The organism is Priestia veravalensis, assembly GCF_001457055.1.
Taxonomy (GTDB): Bacteria; Bacillota; Bacilli; order Bacillales; family Bacillaceae_H; genus Priestia; species Priestia flexa.
The window spans coordinates 1-19,075 of sequence record NZ_KQ758663.1 but is presented as its reverse complement, the minus strand read 5'-3'; the positions used below and the strand labels follow the sequence as shown (position 1 = coordinate 19,075).

Sequence of the window (19,075 nt, the reverse complement as noted above, 5' to 3'; positions counted from 1 at the left end):
TAACAAAACTTTTAGAAATTTCTTTTTTTACATATGTTTAGGAAACCTTACTTAACAAAGGCGTAAATCAGTATATTAAGTAAGGTGGGGTAAATGTGCGGGAATTTATTTTGAAAAAGATATTGTAGTTCTGTAAGTTGTCCCTTATAATGTGTTTATAACACAACATCTTGTTTTTTATTAAAACTTCATATACTATATTTTGTGTTTTCCAGTAGAAAAGGTGTCTGAAAAAAGACTTAAAAGGGAATTTGGTGTAAATCCAAAACTGTCCCCGCAACTGTGAATGCTGATGAAATAAGGAATAGCCACTGTGAGTAACGATCATGGGAAGGCCTTAGAGTAAAGCGAAGCATAAGTCAGGAGACCTGCCTTTTTTATGACGTTTTATCTTCTTCGGGAGGTGAGAGGATAGAGCGAGGATTGAGAAAAGACATTTTTGTCTTCTTTTATCTTCGTTCTATTCGCTCACTGCGTCAGGTGAGCGATTTTTTTATGCTGGAGAAAAAGGAGGAACTTATTTTTATGATTAATACAACAGATTTAAATAAACTTGAAAAAGTAAATTATGATATGAAACTACTTGGTGAAAAATTTCCACAACTTGATTTTTCATGGTATGAGGAAAAGGTAGTAGAAACAGTTGCTGCGAAAGAGAATATGACGGACGAAAAAATAGCAAATGTTTTTATTTTAGCAGCACTTGAGCGAATTTCAATGGATGAGCCAGATTGGACATATGTAGCAGCTCATATCTATTTACAAGAGCTATATCGCAAAGCTGCCGCCAATAGAAAATACAATCAAGCTGAAAGGTACGGCTCATTTTATAAGCTTATTACAGAGCTTACAGATATGGGGATTTATAGTACACAGCTTTTGGATACATACTCTGTGGAAGAGATTAATGAGCTAGGCTTAGCCATTGATTATACAAAAGATAGCCTATTTACGTATATTGGCCTGTTAACATTAGCTGATCGCTATTTAGCAACATCACATGATAAGCGTGTATACGAGCTACCGCAGGAACGCTTTTTAATTATTGCTATGACACTCATGGCAAATGAAAAGAAAGAAGAGCGTTTAGCGCTGGTAAAAGAGTCATATTGGGCACTTTCAAACCTTTACATGACAGTGGCAACGCCGACATTAGCGAACGCAGGAAAAAGCTATGGACAGCTATCAAGCTGCTTTATTGATACGGTTGATGATAGTTTACGAGGTATCTATGATAGCAATACGGACTTAGCTACGCTAAGTAAAAACGGTGGTGGAATTGGCGTATATCTAGGTCATATCCGTAGCCGAGGTAGCGATATAAAAGGGTTTAAGGGCGTATCATCAGGAACAATTCCTTGGATGAAACAGCTTAATAACACAGCAGTTAGTGTTGATCAACTGGGTCAACGTCAAGGGGCAATTGCTGTATATCTAGACGTATGGCATAAGGATATTTTTTCTTTCTTAGATGCACGTTTAAACAATGGAGACGAGCGTCAGCGTACGCATGACTTATTTACTGGCGTTTGCTTGCCGGATTTATTCATGGAAGCTGTTGAAAAACGTGAAGACTGGTACTTGTTTGATCCTCATGAAGTTCGTACGGTAATGGGTTACTCGCTAGAAGATTTCTATGATGAAGAGGAAGGCAGCGGCTCCTTTAGAAATCGTTATCGTGAATGTATTGAAAATGAATCCCTATCAAGAGAAAAAGTGCCTGCGATTGAAATTTTTAAACGAATTATGATTTCACAATTAGAAACAGGAACACCATATATGTTCTACCGTGATACAGTGAACCGTGCTAACCAAAACCGTCATGAGGGCATGATTTATTGCAGTAACTTATGTACAGAAATTACGCAAAATCAAAGCATGACAACTGTGGTTGAAGAAATCACAGAAGATGGAAAAATCGTCATTACAAAGCAACCAGGTGACTTTGTCGTTTGCAATCTATCGTCTATCAACTTAGCACGTGCAGTAACGGAAGATGTACTTGAACGCCTTGTGCCCATTCAAGTTCGTATGCTAGATAACGTAATTGAACTGAATAACCTTCCAGTTCTACAGGCAAAACTAACAAACCAACGCTATCGTGCTATCGGTTTAGGTACGTTTGGTTGGAACCATTTATTAGCTCTACAAAAGATCGCTTGGGAAACAGAAGAAGCTGTTCAGTATTGCGATGAGTTATATGAAAAAATTGCTTACCTAACGATTCAATCAAGCATGGAGCTTGCAGAAGAAAAAGGAGCATACCCTCTATTTGAAGGGTCCGATTGGGAAACAGGAGCTTATTTTGCAGCACGCGGTTACGAAAGTAATCAGTGGAATGAGCTACAGGCGCTTGTGAAAGAAAAGGGAATTCGAAACGGATATTTAATGGCCGTTGCGCCGAATTCATCTACTTCCATCATTGCTGGGTCTACGGCTAGTATTGATCCGATTTTCCGTAAGTTCTATTCAGAAGAGAAGAAAAACTATAAAATTCCAGTTACTGCTCCAGATTTGTCACCGGAAACGAATTGGTATTATAAGTCTGTTTATTTAATCGACCAACATTGGAGCATTAAGCAAAATGCAAAGCGTCAGCGTCATATTGACCAATCTATCTCGTTTAACATTTATGTTCAAAATGATATTCGTGCAAAAGATTTACTAGATTTACACATGACTGCATGGAAAGAAAAGCTAAAAACAACGTATTATGTTCGCTCTACGTCTAGCGAAGTAATTGATGAGTGTGAAAGCTGCCATAGCTAAGAAAGGAGTCGATTTTGTTGACGAACAGTCTAAAGAAACGTGAGATTATGAATGAAAATGCCCCGAACCGCTCAACGGGAATTATTAATGGTGAAACCTCAAATATTTTAAACTGGGATGATGTACGATTTTCTTGGGCGTTTCCAAAGTATAAGCGCATGCTAGCTAATTTCTGGACACCGTTTGAAATTAATATGGGACAGGACATCAAACAGTTTCCACAGCTTACAGCGGATGAACAGGAGAGCTTTTTAAAGATTATTGGTTTGTTGGCTTTATTGGACAGCATCCAGTCAGATTATGCGAGCAAAGTTGCTGATTATGTTACGGATTCTTCAATCAATGCGCTGATGATTATTTTAGCTCAGCAGGAAGTTGTTCATAATCACTCTTATTCATATGTATTATCAAGCTTAGTGCCAAAAGCTAAGCAAGATGAAGTATTTGAATATTGGCGTACGGATGAAAAGCTTCGTGCACGCAATGACTTTGTGACAAATGGTTATAAAGCATTCGCTGAAGAGGCAACAGTTGAAAACTTTTTAAAGTCCATTGTATATGATGTTATTTTAGAAGGTCTGTTCTTCTATAGTGGGTTTGCGTTTTTCTACAACTTAGCACGCAATCAAAAAATGGTTGCCACATCCACGATGATTAACTATATTAATCGTGATGAGCAGCTTCATGTGGGGTTATTTGAAAAAATCTTTAAAGAAGTGCTAAATGAAAATCCAGAACAGCGTACGGCTGAGCTTGAAGAGTTTGTTACTTCAACATTCCGACAAGCTGCCCAGCTTGAAATTGAATGGGCTGAGTCAGTCATTGGTGAGAAGTTTGATGGAATTACGATGAAAGATATTCGTCAATACATCGAATATATGGCAAATAAACGCTGTAATCAAATGGGATTTGGGCGCGTAGCGTTTCCTGATGCACCAATTGAAAATCCGCTGCGTTGGATTGTTGCGTATCAAGAGGTTGACCTTGGTAAGACAGACTTCTTTGAGCAAAAGTCAAGACAATATACAAAAGCATCAGATGTAAATGGATTTGATGATTTGTAAAATAAAGAAGCTGACTAAATGGCTACAACAGTTTTAGTCAGCTACCTGTGTTGAAATAAGGCCTAGTTCAATAGCACGAGTAGTGATAAGTAGGTCAATTTCAGGTGGAATGGTTTCTAATGTTCCACATTCATACTGCCATAAATGAGCAAATGATTGCACATAAATGGGGAACGTTTGTTTATTGGCTTTAACAGCTTCTGCTTTGAAAAAATGAACAAGTTGATTGGTATTCATATATTACCTTCACTTTCGTTGATATGAAAAAGGACAACCCGCGTGGTTGTCCTTTTTTATTAATTAGGAATAGAACAAAGTTTGTTTTAGGATAACCGATTTAAAGATCTTCAGGTTTAAATGTTTTACAATCTGTTTCGCGGCTATTAGAAGCCTTTTTACCAGCATGGCTGACTACGTAAATTTCGTCTGCTCCACAACGGTTGCCTTGCTTCCAATAATGACAGTTATTCACTTCACAAAGAACGTTTTGTGACATATATTCCCCTCCTTTATACGCGTGATATATGTAGTATGGTCAATTTTCATTATTGTTATAATCGAGAGATTAGAAAATTAATTGAGAATTTTTATCAATTAATAATTGACAAAGAGAATCATTCTCAATTATTCTATGTATATAGCAAACAAGATTAAATCATCGTTAAGATTTTAAATAAACTTAATTTTATCGTATAGGAGGAGAAATACATGTCATCAGTTATGGTTGTTGGAGGAGATCGTTTAAAGCATATTACAGATCGGTTAGCAGGTGAGGGGTTTAACGAAGTTATTCATCTTGATGGAAGAAAAAGTAATATGGTGAAGCGAGAAATTCCGGATCATATTGGTTTTGTACTTGTGATTACAGATTTTATTAACCACAACATGGCAAAGGTCATTAAAGAAAAAGCGAAAAAGCAGCAAAAGCCAATTTATTTTGTTAAGCATTCATGGAGCGCAATTCGCAAAGTAATTGAACAAGTATCATAAAGGATAAAGCAACAGGTGATTTTATAAAGCGTGGTGACAGGATGCAATTAAAAGTTCAAATCAAAACCTTGGCTAGTCATCATATTGAAGAGTTTATTCAATGCCCTTATAAATTTTATCAGAGGCAGCTTAAAGCTCGTAAACACCAACTGGTTGATTGGCGAAGTCTCGTCAGCGTAACCATTCATAAGGTTGTCAAAGAATATTATGCAAAAGCGCCATATGAAAGATCTGCATATTTTATTTTACAATTAATTGAAAGGTATTGGTCCAAGCTCTCACCGGAACTTTTCCAATCGAAAATTCATTACTATGAAGTCCTAGCATCGGTGAGTGATCATTTGTTAACGTTTCTTATGAGTGAATTGCAAGATGATACGCCACTATTTGTTTATGAAAAATATGGAGTATACGTTCCTGAATTAGAAACAAATATTTCACTGTTAATTGATGCAGCATATTGGTCGGATTCTTCTTATGAAGTAACAAAGTTTCTAATTGATGATCAATCAGAAGTAAAAGAAATGCTGACAGCCTTTATGATGGTTTTTACCAAGCATGCATTCAATAGAATGCCAAAAGCTATTCATTTCTATTCACTTCTAACAGGGAAGAGAGAGACTGTTGAAATTGTATCTGAAAATTATTTAGAGTCAGTTAATAAACTGAAAATGATGAAAGGTGTACTAGAAGAGCCAAAGTTTTTTCAAAAGATAAGTTCATTACAAGAGTGCAAAAATTGTCCACTCCGATTTGAGTGCAGCACAGATTCAACTATTCAAGCTGAGAAACTAACAATGTTTATGTGAAAAAGGTGGCACCTTAATGACAGAAGGCTTAAAAGTAGAGCTTGCTCCATATGGAGAAGATGTAGAAAAGTGTAAAGCGTATGCGCTTAATATTGCAGTAAACATAGTAAAAGAAGTAAAGAACAGATAAATCGTTCTTTACTTCTTTAGTTTAATACGGCTTCTTTCCAATATACTTTCGGTTGTCTTTCATAAACAAGCGCCAAAAATAGTAGAATCCAGGGAATAAAATAGCAAATCCTACAATGTACGTGATGAATAATGAGCGAAAAGCATCAGGATGGGTAAATCCTGTTTCGATGGTTACATTCGGATAAATAACATATGGTAAATGACCTTTTCCATATACATAGCTCGCTAAAAAATACTGAAGAACAATCGCAACAACTGCTAGTCTAGGCATTCCTTTTCCTTTTGATGATGGAAGTAAAAGAGCTCCGCCTGCTACTAGGAATAAAAACAAGGAAATAAATAAGATGGGTTTGTCTTCCATCATGTTATTATAAAGCCAAGTGGCTTCCATACGCAGTGTCAGCATAATGAGAATGGCCATGACAAGTGATATAGGACCTGTGATGAGCGCATCTCTTCTATATACCTCATATGCTTCCATTTCATCTGAGGACTTGGAGTAATCAGCTAAAAGCAATGAGGATAGAAATAACGAAGAGCTGACAGCAAATCCTATAAAAGCATATACGTTTGGACTGGTAAATACTTTGAGTAAGTTTAGTTTTTCAACTCCATCAATGGTATCGATGTAACCGCCTTGGCTAATTGGTAAAACAGCAATTAAAAACGCTGGAATCAACACGCCTGATAGACCAGAAATATAAACGAGAGCCTTTTGATGGCGAGCTCCCTTAGTATAATTTGAAAATACAAGGAAACCACTTCTAAGTGCTAAAAGCAATAGAATAATACTTCCTGGAATTAATAGAACAGTTCCAAGCGTAAACGTAGCTCCAGGAAAGAAGCTAAATAAACCAACTACAATTGCAACGATAAATACATTCGTTACTTCCCAAGTTGGAGAGAGATAGCGGTTAGCGATGTTTGTAGCATTGGTTTTTTCACGATTAATGTAAACCATTGACCAAAATCCTGCTCCAAAATCCATTGTTCCCATAACAGCATAAATAAAAATAAATCCCCAAATGACCGTGATGGCAAGTAGTGAATCACCCATATTAATTCCACATCCTTTTAGTTCATATCTGCAAGCTCTTTCTCCAATGGATTACGCTTGAAGTAATAAATAAGAACAAGTGAAACAGCAACAACGAGTATAGCGTATACAATTAAAAATAGAGCAAATAAAAATTCTAAATTAGCAGAGGTTGTAACGGATTCAGAGGTCTTCATAATTCGGTAAATTACCCAAGGTTGTCGACCTGTACATGCGAAAATCCAGCCGAATTCTACTGATAGGATGGCCAAAGGACCAGAAATAACAAATGCCCACATTAACCACTTTGGAAAACCACGCTTTTTCATAAATTTATACCAAGCAATTCCTAGGATAGATAGTAGAATAAGCAGTGCTCCAATCCCTACCATACCGTTAAAAAGAGTATGGATGAAAAGGGGGGGCCAGTATTCTTCTGGAAAATCATTGAGTCCCGCAACAACCGTATCAAAGCGATCATCTGCTAGAAAGCTTAGTGCCCATGGAATTTCAATTCCCCATTTGACGGTTTGAGTTTCACGATCTGTAAATCCCCCAATAGTGAGCGGTGCATAGTCGGTCGTTTCAAATAAACCTTCTGCACCTGCAAGCTTTTCTGGCTGATATTCATAAAGAAGCTGCGCAGATTCATGCCCATTTAGAGCTGTTAAAAATGAAAATATCCCTCCAACGATTAGCCCCATCATTAGTGCTTTTTGGTGAAAACGATAAAGTCTAGGCTCTTTACGAGAGCGAAGCATCTTAAATGCAGCGATGGATGCAATAACGAAGGCACCCGTCGCATAAGCAGATACAGCAACGTGTCCAGCTGTTGTGATAAAACTTGGGTTAAAGAAAGCTCCCCACGGATCGACATCTGTAATTTCGCCATTTACAATTCGAAAGCCGGCCGGAGTTCCTTCAAACGCATGGACGTTTGTAATCAACACAGCTGAAGCTACAGCTCCAATAGCTACAAGTATAAGGCTTACAATTCGCATTGTTCGCGAAATTCGATCAGCTGCATACACGTAGATAGACAAAAAGAGTGCTTCAATAAAAAAAGCATAGATTTCAATTTGAAAAGGTAATGACATAACTTTCCCAACAACTTCCATGAAACCTGGCCATAGTAAGGCTAGCTGTACTCCAGCAATAGTTCCTGTTGGGATAGCAACGCCTAGTAAAATCGCTGCGCCTTTTGTCCAACGCTTTGCCATTAGCTCATAATCTTTATCTTTTGTGCGCTGATAGAGAAGTTCTGCTAATAAAATCATTAAAGGAATTCCTACGCCTAACGTAGCAAAAATAATGTGAACTCCCATGGTCATACCAAACATCGAACGAGCAGTTACTAAATGTTCCATTGAAATACAACCTTTCCAATCAAGTATTGATAATCCTTATTGTCCACTTTTTACCACGATTTATTCATCAATAAATTTTTGAAACAGAATACTTGAAAATAAGAATCATTACGATATAATAGATGTATATCTTATTAAAGGAGAGGATTATAAGATGAAACCAAATATTCATCCAGACTACCGAAAAGTAGTGTTTATGGATACAAATAGCGGATTTAAATTTCTATCAGGTTCTACAATGCACTCTTCAGAGACAACGGAATGGGAAGATGGTCAAACATATCCATTAATTAAAGTGGAGGTAAGTTCTGATACACACCCATTTTATACTGGTAGACAGAAGTTTGCTGATAAAGGCGGACGTGCAGAGCGCTTCATGCAAAAATATAATATGAAACAAAAATAACTAGCTAATGGGCTAGTTATTTTTGTTTGTATTTAGTTTAACGCTTTTTGAAGTGTTTCAATGTTTTTATCCATAATTGAGAAGTAATCTTCCTTATTTGCTACATCATCTTTTGTTGCAGACTCCAGGTTATGAAGGGTAAGCGCTTCTGCACCTACTTCTTTTTGAACAAGCTTAGATACTTTAGGCTCTAAGTTTTGATCGAAAATAAAATATTTAATGTTATGCTCATTTGCTTCTTTAATAATAGACTGTAGCTGCTTTTGTGACGGCTCATTTGTTGGAGATAAGCCGGCCACACTAATTTGAGTTAAGCCATAACGTTTTTCCCAGTATCCATATGCAGCGTGGGAAACTAAAATTTCTTTGTGCTTTCCTTCAGAAATAGTTGTTTCTAGCTTTTGATCAAGTTCCTCTAGCTGAGCCTTTAAGTCTTCATAATTTTTTTCAAACTCTTCTTTTGCTTCTGGTTTTAGTTCTATTAATTCATTCTTAATGTTTTCAGCTAATTGAATTGATAAGACCGGGTCTAACCAGATGTGTGGGTCCGTATCTCCGTGACCATGAGCGTGTTCATCTTCATGAGCATGTTCATCTTCATCAGAATGCGTACTTTCAGCTAACTCAATACCTTTAGCTGCTTCTACCATAGCCACATCTTCATTTTTTAAGGTATCTTGCGCTTTATCAGCAAAGCCTTCTAATCCAATGCCGGAATAAATGAAAGCATCACCTTTAGCGATTTCTACCATATCCTTTGTTGTTGGTTCGTAAGAGTGAGCATCTACTCCAGGAGGAAGTACACTCTCAACATTTACTTCATCTCCACCAATTTTCTTAGTGAAATCTTGCAGTGGAAAAATAGTTGTATAAACCGTTAATTTATCGTCTTTACTGCTTGCTTGTTCATCTGAATTGTCAGCACCGCATCCAGCTAAAAATGCTGCTGTACCTAATGCTAATGCCATAAATGTAGCTTTAACTTTCATATATATAATTCTCCTTTCGATTACTAGTTACGAACAATGACCTATGTTATTATATCGTAATAGTTACGATTTGGAAACTATAAATTTATGACTGGACCGTGAATTTAGGTAGAGGATCACAGAAAGCCGACCAATCTTGCTGCATTTCTGCATCAGTAAGCAAGCAGTGATCAAGCGTAGAAATGACTTCTTCTTCATTCATTTCCAATCCAATAAAAACTAGCTCGTTCATGCGGTCACCAAATGTATCGTCCCATTTTTCGAGAAGCTCGGGCTCTTCTCTTAATGTCTGTTGCTTTTCAGCTTCTGAATATGCAGCTACCCATTCGCCTGCACCTTGGATCATAATCGATGTTCCAGCTTGTGAAAGCAGCCCTGCCATATCATTCCGTGAAGCTAACCAGAAAAAGCCTTTTGTTCGGACAATATCAACTGGCCAATTTTCAAGCCATGTCATTAACCGTTCTGGATGAAATGGACGCTTTCGTCTATAAACAAAAGAAGAAATGCCGAATTCTTCTGTTTCTGGAGTGTGGTGATCTGTATTTAGCTCCTTGATCCAACCTGCTCCTTGACTCGCTTTTTCAAAGTCGAATAGACCAGTATTTAGAATTTCTTTTAGGTCAATCACACTTTTAATTGTTTGGATAATCTTAGCTTCAGGGTTCAGCTTCTTTAAGACTAACTCCAGCTCTTTTGCGTCTTCTTCTGTCAGTAAGTCGACTTTGTTCAGCAGAATGACATTTGCAAACTCAATTTGGTCAATGAGTAAGTCAACAACTTCACGCGTATCATGTTCATCGTTACCTTCTTTACGATCTAACAAGCTTTCACCGGATGAGAAATCCTCCCAAAAACGATTTCCATCTACTACTGTGACCATCGTATCCAGAGAACATTTTTTTGTTAAATCAATGCCGAGCTCTTCATCGATATACGTAAACGTTTGGGCAACTGGAATGGGTTCACTAATTCCTGAAGATTCGATGACGATGTAATCGATATTTCCTTTATCAACGAGACGTTCAACTTCTTTCATTAAATCGTCTCGTAGCGTACAGCAAATGCATCCGTTTTGCATTTCAACTAATGTTTCTTCAGTACGAGAAAAGCCACCTTGTTTGACTAAGTCGGCGTCAATATTTACTTCGCTCATATCATTGACGATGACGGCTACTTTAAGCCCGTCTCCATTTTTTAAAATATAATTCAATAAAGTTGTTTTACCTGAACCTAGGTAACCACTTAATACTGTAACAGGTACTTGTTTCATTTTGTTCTTCCTTTCTTTAAACAAGAATAGTTACGATTTATGCTGTTACATCATATAAGAATTTTTAGTATAATACAAGGGGAACGATTAAAAAAATTTTTACATAGGAAAGGAAGTAGGAAACATGAGTCTATTAAATGAGATTTTAACTTACAATGAGAAGTTTGTGGAAAATAATGAATATCGCAAATATGAGACAAGCAAGCTGCCGGATAAAAAGATGGTTATTTTATCTTGTATGGACACAAGATTAGTGGAATTACTTCCTCAATCAATGAACTTACGTAACGGTGATGTGAAAATTGTGAAAAATGCAGGGGCACTTGTATCTCATCCTTTTGGAAGTGTCATGAGAAGCATTTTAGTAGCTGTATATGCACTTCAAGCAGATGAAGTATATGTAATTGGCCACCATGATTGTGGTGCAGGAAAATTAGAGCCGATTTCATTTTTAGAAGCTGTAAAAGAGCAAGGGATTTCAGAAGAAGTAATCGATACAATTGAAAAGTCAGGAATTGATTTAAAAAGCTGGTTAAAAGGATTCGATTCGGTTGAAGAAACGGTGCAACATACGACGTCTACAATTCGTAACCATCCTTTATTTGCAAAGCATATTCCTGTACATGGTCTTGTTATTGATCCAGGCACAGGAAAGTTAGACGTTATTGTAGATGGATACGAGTATGTTAAAGAAAAGCAAAATAGCTAATCTTTTTTTGCAGTTTCTTTTTCGGGCACGGGATCCATACCTCCTGGGTAAAAAGGATGACACTTGGAAATTCGCTTTATCGTTAACCACCCGCCTTTAAAAGCTCCAAATCGCTTAATCGCTTCAACCCCATAATGAGAACATGTTGGATAGAATCGACACGTAGGGGGTGTGAGTGGCGAAATAACTTTTTGATATACTTTTATAATACTCAGCATGATTTTAGCAAGCACTGATATCACATCTTTCTAAACAGATTCTTTTCTATAAATATATCGAAAAAAAAGCACAGGATGCAAATACCAGGTATATAGTATATTAAATTGATGAAAAAAATCGGAATTAAGTGTATGATAAAAAGTAAGAATAAAAAAGGAGTGATAGCATGCCATCAGTAGAAAGTTTTGAATTAGATCATAACGCTGTAAAAGCCCCTTATGTAAGACATTGTGGTGTACACAAGGTAGGTAGTGACGGCGTTGTTAATAAATTTGATATTCGTTTTTGCCAGCCCAACAAGCAAGCGATGAAGCCTGATGTTATTCATACATTAGAGCATTTATTAGCTTTTAACATCCGTACTCACGTAGAGAAATATGATCATTTTGATATTATTGATATTTCTCCTATGGGCTGTCAGACAGGATATTATCTTGTTGTCAGCGGAGAACCAAAAGTAGAAGAAATTATTGATCTTTTAGAAGACACACTAAAAGATGCAATTACAATCACAGAAATTCCAGCTGCAAACGAAAAGCAGTGCGGTCAAGCAAAGCTTCATGATTTAGAAGGAGCAAAGCGCTTAATGCAATTCTGGTTGAATCAAGATAAAGAAGATTTAGCAAAGGTATTCGGTTAAACTAAAAAAACTCTAGCTTTGAAAGCTAGAGTTTTTTTAGTTTAAGCATAATGCCGACCTACGTATTTTAAAAAGTTTAGTGTTAGACCATTTTTATAAACTATTCACAATGAGCTGCGCAGCTTGTCTAGCACCAGAAATATTTCTAGGGATCGGTCCCACTTCTAGTTCAGCTAAGGCCCCTGTAACATATAGATTAGGTCCCCATTGTAGTGAGTGAGAAACAATAGGACAGCCATACTCACTGCAATGTAACTTATGCTCATGAATCAAGGGTGTCAGCCACTGCTTTTCAGGTAATGTTTGAACAAAGCCAGTTGCTAAGAAGACACGTATCCAATCGTAAATCAAATGTATCCACCTTTTTAAATCGTAATCATTTCGTTTTTTTGTGAAAATGATAATAAAAAAAGGTTCATCGTCAATAGCGGAAGAGTACGAAAAACTTCTAAAAAAATGTTTTAATCAAGGAAAAAGGGGTACTACTATACTAGAGATAATTGAAGTAGAAATCATTAAGGAGTGGGTATTATGTCTAAAGAGTTAACAACAATCGTAAATAAGCAAGTAGCAAATTTTAGCGTGATGTATATCAAGTTACATAATTATCATTGGTATGTAAAAGGCGAACAGTTCTTTACGTTGCATGAAAAATTCGAAGAGCTTTATACAGAAACGGCAACAGTAATTGATGACTTAGCAGAACGTTTATTAGCTCTAGGTGGTAGCCCAGTTGCTACAATGAAAGAAATTTTAGAAATGAGTTCAATTGAAGAAGCACATGGAAATGAAACAGCAAAAGACATGGTATCTGAATTAGTAAAAGACTTCACAACGCTAACAACAGAGTTAAAACAAGGTATGGATGTAGCTGGCGAAGTGGATGATGAGACAACAGGTGACATGCTTCTTGCTATTCATCAAAATCTGGAAAAGCATATGTGGATGTTAAACTCTTTCTTAGGAAAATAAAAACTTGCGAGCTTCTCGCAAGTTTTTTTATTCCATAAAAGTGTACAAACGATAGCATGTATGAAGAACACTTCTCACTATTTTGCATATGATAGTATGTACCACTATGTAAATAGTTGAGAGGATGAAAAATGAATATGTACAAACTATCCTTGTTATCTTTATCTAGTTTAGGTTCATTTATCTTTTTCTTAGTAGGGGAATGGAATTATTTATTGATGGCTTTAGTAGCACTGGTAGCAGTTGATTATGTCACTGGAACAGTTGCAGCGTTTATTGATAAGAGTTTATCTAGTGAGGTAGGCTTTCGGGGCATTGCCAAAAAGGTTTTTATTTTTGCTCTTGTTATAATGGCTAACTTCATGGACCAAGTATTTTGGCCGGACAATCATTTTATCAGAGATATAACGATATTATTCTATATTTTAAATGAGATGATTTCTATTACGGAGAACGCTGGTCGAGTAGGTCTTCCTGTGCCCGCCGTTATTAAGCAGGCAATTGAGAAATTAAAAAATCAAATTAAATGATCAGTATAAAAGGAAACCATTATACAAATAAGAAAGGTAAGTCAGTATAAAGGAGCTGAATATCTTTCAATGAAAAAAACGTATTATGTATCCCTTGGTTCGGGTGAGATTTCTCAAGTGAGTACGGCATCGGAATGGAATTTTAAAATAAGTGCGACCGATTTGGAAGTAGAGCAACTGCGAGAGCGTTTAGATCAACGTTATTCAGATGATTGGCAAGGTTTCCTTCGAGCGCATATTCCTTATCTAGAATATCATCATGATCGTCCAAATGATGCTTATGATGATATGAATACTCAGCTATATCAAATGTTGTATGAGCTAGGAGATGAGAATGCAAAGGCTCATATTCGCACAATAGGAATTCTACCTTCATAAAAATAATAAAAATGTAAAAGTAGTGCTACTATTAATGATTATTAAGGGCTTTTATCGAGAATATTGGTAGAAAATCCGTTATTTCTATTCGAAAAGCTAAGAGATAGTACTTAAATGTGTGATAAAATAAGGAAAAAATCAAATGGAGTTTGAGTAGACGATGTACACATTTAAGGACGCATACCACAATCAGGTTTTTTTATCGTTTGAGCGCAGTCCGTTTTCAAAAACTCCTCGTCACGTTTGGGTTGTTTGTCGATACGAAGGACAATGGTTGCTAACTAATCATTCTAAGCGGGGGTTGGAGTTTCCGGGAGGTAAAGTGGAGCTAGAGGAAACACCGGAGGAAGCGGCAGTTCGAGAAGTATTTGAAGAAACAGGTGGAGAAGTAGAAAATCTCTCGTATATTGGTCAATATAAAGTAGTTAGTAAAGGAAAAACAATTATAAAAAACATTTATTTTGCGAATGTCTCAAAGTTAGTCCCAAAAGATGACTATATGGAAACAAAAGGACCGGTTGTTATTCGAGAAATTCCAGAACAAGGAATTCAAAAAAATGCGAAATACAGTTTTATTATGAAAGATAATATTTTACAGTACGTGATGAAGCATGTAAAGCGCACATTTTTGTAAGAAGCAAAGAAGCCCTGTTATCATAGCAGGGCTTTTTAGTATTAATATTAATGACGCGTTAGTCGTTTTTCTAGATAGGAAATTGCTTGGTACATCCCAGTTGCAAATACAGCAATGAGCAACAAGCTTAAAATAACAAGGGTAAAGTTAAATACTTGGAAGCCATAGATAATCATATATCCAAGCCCTTTAGACGAAACCAAAAATTCTCCCACAATTACGCCAACCCATGATAAGCCAACATTCACCTTAAAGGTTGAAATAATCGCTGGCATTGTAGAAGGCAAAATTGCTTGTTTAAAACAATCATGCTTAGTAGCACCAAAGCTTTGCAGTAATTTCACATAGTTTGGATCGACTTCTTTAAAAGCTGTATAGACAACAATAGCAGTGATGATGACAGAAATGATTGCGCCCATTGTTAAAATGGAAAAGAAACCAGGTCCAATGGCTACAATCAAAATCGGGCCTAGAGCTACCTTTGGCATAGCATTTAAGATAACTAAATAGGGATCCAAAACCTTTGCTAAACGATTTGAATACCATAGCAAAGTTGCTAAAATGATACCACACAGCGTTCCAATAATAAATCCAAGTACTGTTTCAAACAACGTAAAGCCAATGTGTTCTAATAATGAACCATCCCCTGTTTTTTCAATAAACAAATTCCACACTCGGAGTGGAGAGCTGAAAATAAGAGGGTCAATCCACTTGAGCGAAGATGCCAGTTGCCATATCCCAAAAAAAGATAAGAAGATAAATAATTGAACTAAACGAATGATTCGCTTTTCGCTATTTACTGCGGATTTGTATTGCTGATGTAAAACATCAGGATTGTGAGGCTGATTCAAGGTGATCCAACTCCTTCCAAATCTCCATGAACAGGTCGTTGTATACAGAGTGTTGTCTAGCTTCAAAAGGAGACAGAGTCTGAAGGATAGGTGGTACGGTGAAAATTCGAGCAATTCTTCCTGGGTTGGCTGAAAATAAAACGATTCGATTGCTCATGGCAATTGCTTCTCCAATATCATGCGTAACGAGTACCGCCGTTTTTTCATAAGTCATTAAGGTTTTTGATACAAGCTCTTCTAACTTTAATTTCGTTTGAAAGTCTAGAGCTGAAAAGGGTTCATCTAAAAGTAAAATACTAGGATTCGTAGCGAGTGTTCTAACGAGCGCCACACGTTGACGCATACCTCCAGATAATTGATGTGGAAAAAAATCTGAAACGCTTTTCAATCCCATTCCTTCTAAGAGCATTAATGCTCGCTGCTCATGTTCCTTTGTAAGGTTACGCTGGATTGTTAGTCCAAGAAGGATGTTGTCTTTTATCGTCTTCCAGGGAAATAAGTAGTCTTGTTGAAGCATATAACCAACTTCTGCTGTAGGCTCTTGAACAAGTTTATTCTTAATGTTTACTTCACCTGAAGTTGGTTTAATTAACCCAGCCAAAATCGAAAGAAGCGTCGTCTTTCCACATCCGCTAGGTCCTAGAAAAGAAATAAATTCTCCTTCTTTAATTGAAAGGTTGATATTTTCTAAAGCTGTGGTGGCTGATTTCATTGTGACATATACGTGGTGGACGTTTGTGATTTGTAAGCCTGACATGGTTACTGCTCCATGACGTCAGTTGCAATTTTTGTGTTGACTAATGTTTTGTGATCAATACGCTTAGGTAGTTCACCAGCTTCATCCATAATGCGTTGAAGGTTTTCCCACTCTTCTTTATCTAACACTGGGTTAGTAGCAAATGAATCTTGGGTTTTATATCTCTCAACAACGGTTTCAATTGTATCGATTGATGTGTCGTCAAAATAAGGAGCGATTGCTTCAGCAACTTCTTTTGCACTGTGCGTATCAACCCACTGCTGTGCATTATAGATAGCTCTTGTAAATTTCTCAGCAGTTTCAGGATTTTCTTTTAAAAAGCTGTTTTTTGACATGAATGTTGTATATGGAACCTTTCCTGACTCTTCACCAAAAGAAGCAACAATGTAACCTTTTCCTTCTTTTTCAAAAATACTGGCCGTTGGCTCAAATAGTTGGACATAGTCGCCAGTTCCAGATGCAAAAGCACTTGAAACGTTAGCAAAATCAATATTTTGAATAAGTGTTAGATCGTTTTTAGGGTCAATATTATGTTCTTTTAAGACGTACTCTCCAACCATTTGTGGCATGCCACCCTTACGCTGTCCTAAGAATGTTTTTCCTTTTAACTGGTCCCATGAGAAGTTATCAACTTTTTCACGTGCTACTAGAAATGTGCCATCCGTTTGCGTTAGTTGCGCAAAGTTAATAATGGGATCATCAGAACCTTGTGCAGCGACATAGATTGAAGTTTCTGAACCAACTAATGCAACATCTATGCCATCGGATAAAAGGGAAGTCATCGTTTTGTCTCCGCCCCAAGTAGTTTTTAATTCTACGTTTAGTCCTTCTTTCTCAAAAAAACCTTTTGATATAGCTACATATTGGGGAGCATAAAAGATGGATCTTGTTACTTCTCCTACGCGAACAGTTTCAATTGAGCTTTGTTTACCACAGCTCATTAAAGTGAAGGTTAAAATACAAATAGTGATGATGGACAGCAGCCATTTTATTTTTCGCATGGTATTTCCTCCTAACGTTAAAATAAGATTGTAAATCAATTATGATGAAACATAGTAATAGGCCAATATGTGGAGTAGGATTGATAGCGTGACTTTTTCTACAATAATATATGATAATGGATAAAATAGTGTGAACGTCTGGTTAAAAACGATTGAATGATAAGGAGGGTTTTTTATGAAGGACGGAACTATTATTAGTCAATATCCTTTTCCATCTCCCAATCCACGCATTTCGTTGTCAATTGTGACGTATATGTGTCAAGGTTTAAAAATTAAGGGGATGTTAGCGGAACCAAAAGAAGAAGGTACATATGATGGATTTTTATATTTAAGAGGTGGCATAAAAAATGTAGGTACTGTGAGACCAGGGAGGCTAATTCAATTCGCATCTCAAGGATTCATTGTAATGGCTCCATTTTATCGAGGGAATCAAGGTGGAGAAGGAAACGAAGATTTTGGGGGAGATGATCGTTACGATGCTTTTGCAGCTTATGACTTACTTGTCAATTACCCTCGAGTTCATCAAGACCGAATCCATGTATTTGGTTTTTCACGAGGAGGCGTAATGGCTTTGTTTACTGCCATTGAAAAAAGTTCAGCACGTTCGCTTGTTTTATGGGGAGGGGTAACGGATATGATTCTTACCTATGAAGAGCGAACAGATTTAAGGCGTATGATGAAAAGGGTCATTGGTGGGACACCTTCGAAATATCCAGACAGGTATGAATGGCGTTCACCGCTAACTCAGGCATATAAGCTAAGTATACCGACATTGTTAATACATGGAAAAGAAGATGCAAACGTGTCAATTGAGCATGCATATCAATTAGAGAAAATGCTGAGTGAACATGGGAAGCCCGTGGAAAGCTGGTACTTTGATGGATTTCCTCATGCGTTTCCTCCGAAGCAAAACCGAGAGACAGTGAAAAATTTAACTGAATGGATGAAAACAAAATAAAAGATATGCCAGCATAGAAAAAGCATTGTACAATAGAGGAAAAGAAAGGGAGGTAAGAAGGATGGGAATGCCACTAGAATTAAATACGATGATTGTTACAAAAGGAAATGAGAAGCGAGTAGTAGATAATGTATTTCAAATTGAAAAAAAAGGCTACCGCTTATACCCTCTTGAGGTTCCGCTTAGTATTCATAAAACGAAGAATGGTGAACGCGTTGGGACAGGTATTATTAAAAAGCTTGAGTTAGAGCAAAATAAAACCGTTGTCACATACGAGTTAATAAAGCTACACTCCACAAACTAAAAAGAGTTTGGGACATAACAAAATGATTGCTTCTAAGAGACGAACAATAGCTGTTCCAATCTTTTTGGTTTGTCTGAACACGTTCGTTCCATTGCGCTACGGCCACTCGCTTTCCGCGGGGAGGAACCTGAGCTTCCTCGCTGCGCTGCGGGATCTCAGTTTTCCCTCTCTTTCCCGCAGGAGTCGAGTGTCCTACGCTCCATTCCCCCCTGTTTCCAACATTGTTTTCACAATCAACAAAAAACCTGAACGATTAAAAGTGAGAAACTCTCAATCGTTCAGGTTTA

25 protein-coding genes and 1 riboswitch are annotated in these 19,075 nt (G+C 37.0%); of the genes, 13 read left to right on the top strand and 12 right to left on the bottom strand.

Annotated features, from left to right (window positions below; genetic code table 11):
• Positions 1-204: 204 nt before the first annotated feature.
• A riboswitch (cobalamin riboswitch) is annotated at positions 205-390 on the top strand.
• A gap of 183 nt (positions 391-573) precedes the next feature.
• Positions 574-2,769, top strand: coding sequence for a ribonucleoside-diphosphate reductase subunit alpha (locus AS180_RS14020; protein ID WP_231882734.1), 2,196 nt, complete (start codon positions 574-576; stop codon positions 2,767-2,769).
• Between the two features lie 17 nt (positions 2,770-2,786).
• Positions 2,787-3,833, top strand: coding sequence for a ribonucleotide-diphosphate reductase subunit beta (locus AS180_RS14015; RefSeq protein ID WP_025911899.1), 1,047 nt, complete (start codon positions 2,787-2,789; stop codon positions 3,831-3,833).
• 33 nt (positions 3,834-3,866) lie between these two features.
• Here the strand turns inward: AS180_RS14015 and AS180_RS14010 are convergent, their stop codons facing one another.
• Positions 3,867-4,070, bottom strand: coding sequence for a hypothetical protein (locus tag AS180_RS14010; protein ID WP_025911900.1), 204 nt, complete (start codon positions 4,068-4,070; stop codon positions 3,867-3,869).
• A gap of 100 nt (positions 4,071-4,170) precedes the next feature.
• Positions 4,171-4,329 (bottom strand): DUF1540 domain-containing protein, encoded by a 159-nt coding sequence (locus AS180_RS21740; protein WP_064484027.1) that lies wholly within the window; start codon positions 4,327-4,329, stop codon positions 4,171-4,173.
• A gap of 212 nt (positions 4,330-4,541) precedes the next feature.
• Here AS180_RS21740 and AS180_RS14005 point away from each other — a divergent pair, with 212 nt between their 5' ends.
• Positions 4,542-4,823: a DUF2325 domain-containing protein gene (locus AS180_RS14005; RefSeq protein ID WP_025911901.1), complete on the top strand. Its 282-nt coding sequence runs from the start codon at positions 4,542-4,544 to the stop codon at positions 4,821-4,823.
• A 41-nt stretch (positions 4,824-4,864) separates the two neighbouring features.
• Positions 4,865-5,632, top strand: coding sequence for a PD-(D/E)XK nuclease family protein (locus tag AS180_RS14000; RefSeq protein WP_025911902.1), 768 nt, complete (start codon positions 4,865-4,867; stop codon positions 5,630-5,632).
• A gap of 151 nt (positions 5,633-5,783) precedes the next feature.
• Here the strand turns inward: AS180_RS14000 and AS180_RS13995 are convergent, their stop codons facing one another.
• Together AS180_RS13995 and AS180_RS13990 are read right to left on the bottom strand one after the other, a co-directional pair.
• Positions 5,784-6,821 (bottom strand): cytochrome d ubiquinol oxidase subunit II, encoded by a 1,038-nt coding sequence (locus AS180_RS13995; protein ID WP_025911903.1) that lies wholly within the window; start codon positions 6,819-6,821, stop codon positions 5,784-5,786.
• Between the two features lie 17 nt (positions 6,822-6,838).
• Positions 6,839-8,167, bottom strand: coding sequence for a cytochrome ubiquinol oxidase subunit I (locus AS180_RS13990; RefSeq protein WP_025911904.1), 1,329 nt, complete (start codon positions 8,165-8,167; stop codon positions 6,839-6,841).
• A 154-nt stretch (positions 8,168-8,321) separates the two neighbouring features.
• Between AS180_RS13990 and AS180_RS13985 the strand changes: the two genes are divergently transcribed.
• Positions 8,322-8,573, top strand: coding sequence for a type B 50S ribosomal protein L31 (locus tag AS180_RS13985; RefSeq protein WP_025911905.1), 252 nt, complete (start codon positions 8,322-8,324; stop codon positions 8,571-8,573).
• 32 nt (positions 8,574-8,605) lie between these two features.
• Here AS180_RS13985 and AS180_RS13980 read toward each other — a convergent pair whose 3' ends face one another.
• Positions 8,606-9,562 (bottom strand): metal ABC transporter substrate-binding protein, encoded by a 957-nt coding sequence (locus tag AS180_RS13980; RefSeq protein ID WP_025911906.1) that lies wholly within the window; start codon positions 9,560-9,562, stop codon positions 8,606-8,608.
• Positions 9,563-9,647: 85 nt separating this feature from the next.
• Positions 9,648-10,835: a GTP-binding protein gene (locus AS180_RS13975; RefSeq protein ID WP_025911907.1), complete on the bottom strand. Its 1,188-nt coding sequence runs from the start codon at positions 10,833-10,835 to the stop codon at positions 9,648-9,650.
• Positions 10,836-10,959: 124 nt separating this feature from the next.
• Between AS180_RS13975 and AS180_RS13970 the strand changes: the two genes are divergently transcribed.
• Positions 10,960-11,544 carry a beta-class carbonic anhydrase gene (locus AS180_RS13970; RefSeq protein WP_025911908.1) on the top strand — a complete coding sequence of 195 codons (585 nt, stop codon included), beginning with the start codon at positions 10,960-10,962 and terminating at the stop codon, positions 11,542-11,544.
• Here the strand turns inward: AS180_RS13970 and yidD are convergent.
• Positions 11,541-11,762: a membrane protein insertion efficiency factor YidD gene (gene yidD / locus AS180_RS13965; RefSeq protein ID WP_035321473.1), complete on the bottom strand. Its 222-nt coding sequence runs from the start codon at positions 11,760-11,762 to the stop codon at positions 11,541-11,543. The genes AS180_RS13970 and yidD overlap by 4 nt on opposite strands.
• 167 nt (positions 11,763-11,929) lie before the next feature.
• Here yidD and AS180_RS13960 point away from each other — a divergent pair, with 167 nt between their 5' ends.
• Positions 11,930-12,403 (top strand): S-ribosylhomocysteine lyase, encoded by a 474-nt coding sequence (locus AS180_RS13960; protein ID WP_025911910.1) that lies wholly within the window; start codon positions 11,930-11,932, stop codon positions 12,401-12,403.
• Between the two features lie 93 nt (positions 12,404-12,496).
• Here the strand turns inward: AS180_RS13960 and AS180_RS13955 are convergent, their stop codons facing one another.
• The gene (locus AS180_RS13955) at positions 12,497-12,754 is read right to left on the bottom strand and encodes a hypothetical protein (RefSeq protein WP_025911911.1); all 258 of its coding nucleotides are present in this window, start codon (positions 12,752-12,754) and stop codon (positions 12,497-12,499) included.
• 180 nt (positions 12,755-12,934) lie between these two features.
• Here AS180_RS13955 and AS180_RS13950 point away from each other — a divergent pair, with 180 nt between their 5' ends.
• From AS180_RS13950 to ytkD, 4 genes are all read left to right on the top strand, one after another.
• Positions 12,935-13,375, top strand: coding sequence for a Dps family protein (locus AS180_RS13950; RefSeq protein WP_025911913.1), 441 nt, complete (start codon positions 12,935-12,937; stop codon positions 13,373-13,375).
• Positions 13,376-13,506: 131 nt separating this feature from the next.
• Positions 13,507-13,905, top strand: a complete 399-nt coding sequence (locus AS180_RS13945) for a phage holin family protein (protein ID WP_025911915.1) — start codon at positions 13,507-13,509, stop codon at positions 13,903-13,905.
• A gap of 69 nt (positions 13,906-13,974) precedes the next feature.
• A complete protein-coding gene (locus AS180_RS13940; RefSeq protein ID WP_025911916.1) occupies positions 13,975-14,283 on the top strand; it encodes a hypothetical protein in 309 nt (102 codons plus the stop codon).
• Positions 14,284-14,443: 160 nt separating this feature from the next.
• A complete protein-coding gene (gene ytkD / locus AS180_RS13935; protein WP_062686958.1) occupies positions 14,444-14,917 on the top strand; it encodes an RNA deprotection pyrophosphohydrolase in 474 nt (157 codons plus the stop codon).
• 47 nt (positions 14,918-14,964) lie between these two features.
• Here ytkD and AS180_RS13930 read toward each other — a convergent pair whose 3' ends face one another.
• From AS180_RS13930 to AS180_RS13920, 3 genes are read right to left on the bottom strand one after another with little or no spacing between them, the layout of a single operon-like run.
• The gene (locus AS180_RS13930; protein WP_025911920.1) at positions 14,965-15,768 is read right to left on the bottom strand and encodes an ABC transporter permease; all 804 of its coding nucleotides are present in this window, start codon (positions 15,766-15,768) and stop codon (positions 14,965-14,967) included.
• The gene (locus AS180_RS13925) at positions 15,746-16,525 is read right to left on the bottom strand and encodes an ABC transporter ATP-binding protein (protein WP_025911921.1); all 780 of its coding nucleotides are present in this window, start codon (positions 16,523-16,525) and stop codon (positions 15,746-15,748) included. The genes AS180_RS13930 and AS180_RS13925 overlap by 23 nt, the downstream gene beginning before the upstream one ends.
• 2 nt (positions 16,526-16,527) lie before the next feature.
• On the bottom strand, positions 16,528-17,526 hold the full coding sequence (locus tag AS180_RS13920) for an ABC transporter substrate-binding protein (RefSeq protein ID WP_025911922.1): 999 nt from the start codon (positions 17,524-17,526) through the stop codon (positions 16,528-16,530).
• A gap of 175 nt (positions 17,527-17,701) precedes the next feature.
• Here AS180_RS13920 and AS180_RS13915 point away from each other — a divergent pair, with 175 nt between their 5' ends.
• Together AS180_RS13915 and AS180_RS13910 are read left to right on the top strand one after the other, a co-directional pair.
• Positions 17,702-18,484, top strand: a complete 783-nt coding sequence (locus AS180_RS13915) for an alpha/beta hydrolase family protein (protein WP_025911923.1) — start codon at positions 17,702-17,704, stop codon at positions 18,482-18,484.
• Positions 18,485-18,545: 61 nt separating this feature from the next.
• A complete protein-coding gene (locus AS180_RS13910; protein WP_025911924.1) occupies positions 18,546-18,788 on the top strand; it encodes a DUF2584 domain-containing protein in 243 nt (80 codons plus the stop codon).
• On the opposite strand, the gene AS180_RS22660 is transcribed toward AS180_RS13910, so the two are convergent.
• On the bottom strand, positions 18,751-18,894 hold the full coding sequence (locus tag AS180_RS22660) for a hypothetical protein (protein ID WP_156413495.1): 144 nt from the start codon (positions 18,892-18,894) through the stop codon (positions 18,751-18,753). The genes AS180_RS13910 and AS180_RS22660 overlap by 38 nt on opposite strands.
• Positions 18,895-19,075: the final 181 nt, after the last annotated feature.

Bases quoted from the DNA above. Each gene is read 5' to 3' on its own strand.
- AS180_RS13970 (WP_025911908.1), top strand. From the start codon at position 10,960: ATGAGTCTATTAAATGAGATTTTAACTTACAATGAGAAGTTTGTGGAA.
- AS180_RS13980 (WP_025911906.1), bottom strand. From the start codon at position 9,562: ATGAAAGTTAAAGCTACATTTATGGCATTAGCATTAGGTACAGCAGCA.
- AS180_RS14005 (WP_025911901.1), top strand. From the start codon at position 4,542: ATGTCATCAGTTATGGTTGTTGGAGGAGATCGTTTAAAGCATATTACA.
- AS180_RS13945 (WP_025911915.1), top strand. From the start codon at position 13,507: ATGAATATGTACAAACTATCCTTGTTATCTTTATCTAGTTTAGGTTCA.
- AS180_RS13910 (WP_025911924.1), top strand. From the start codon at position 18,546: ATGGGAATGCCACTAGAATTAAATACGATGATTGTTACAAAAGGAAAT.
- yidD (WP_035321473.1), bottom strand. From the start codon at position 11,762: ATGCTGAGTATTATAAAAGTATATCAAAAAGTTATTTCGCCACTCACA.
- AS180_RS13960 (WP_025911910.1), top strand. From the start codon at position 11,930: ATGCCATCAGTAGAAAGTTTTGAATTAGATCATAACGCTGTAAAAGCC.
- AS180_RS13920 (WP_025911922.1), bottom strand. From the start codon at position 17,526: ATGCGAAAAATAAAATGGCTGCTGTCCATCATCACTATTTGTATTTTA.
- AS180_RS13975 (WP_025911907.1), bottom strand. From the start codon at position 10,835: ATGAAACAAGTACCTGTTACAGTATTAAGTGGTTACCTAGGTTCAGGT.
- AS180_RS13950 (WP_025911913.1), top strand. From the start codon at position 12,935: ATGTCTAAAGAGTTAACAACAATCGTAAATAAGCAAGTAGCAAATTTT.
- AS180_RS14020 (WP_231882734.1), top strand. From the start codon at position 574: ATGAAACTACTTGGTGAAAAATTTCCACAACTTGATTTTTCATGGTAT.
- AS180_RS21740 (WP_064484027.1), bottom strand. From the start codon at position 4,329: ATGTCACAAAACGTTCTTTGTGAAGTGAATAACTGTCATTATTGGAAG.
- ytkD (WP_062686958.1), top strand. From the start codon at position 14,444: ATGTACACATTTAAGGACGCATACCACAATCAGGTTTTTTTATCGTTT.
- AS180_RS13925 (WP_025911921.1), bottom strand. From the start codon at position 16,525: ATGTCAGGCTTACAAATCACAAACGTCCACCACGTATATGTCACAATG.
- AS180_RS14010 (WP_025911900.1), bottom strand. From the start codon at position 4,070: ATGAATACCAATCAACTTGTTCATTTTTTCAAAGCAGAAGCTGTTAAA.
- AS180_RS13995 (WP_025911903.1), bottom strand. From the start codon at position 6,821: ATGGGTGATTCACTACTTGCCATCACGGTCATTTGGGGATTTATTTTT.
- AS180_RS14000 (WP_025911902.1), top strand. From the start codon at position 4,865: ATGCAATTAAAAGTTCAAATCAAAACCTTGGCTAGTCATCATATTGAA.
- AS180_RS13915 (WP_025911923.1), top strand. From the start codon at position 17,702: ATGAAGGACGGAACTATTATTAGTCAATATCCTTTTCCATCTCCCAAT.
- AS180_RS13985 (WP_025911905.1), top strand. From the start codon at position 8,322: ATGAAACCAAATATTCATCCAGACTACCGAAAAGTAGTGTTTATGGAT.
- AS180_RS13990 (WP_025911904.1), bottom strand. From the start codon at position 8,167: ATGGAACATTTAGTAACTGCTCGTTCGATGTTTGGTATGACCATGGGA.
- AS180_RS13940 (WP_025911916.1), top strand. From the start codon at position 13,975: ATGAAAAAAACGTATTATGTATCCCTTGGTTCGGGTGAGATTTCTCAA.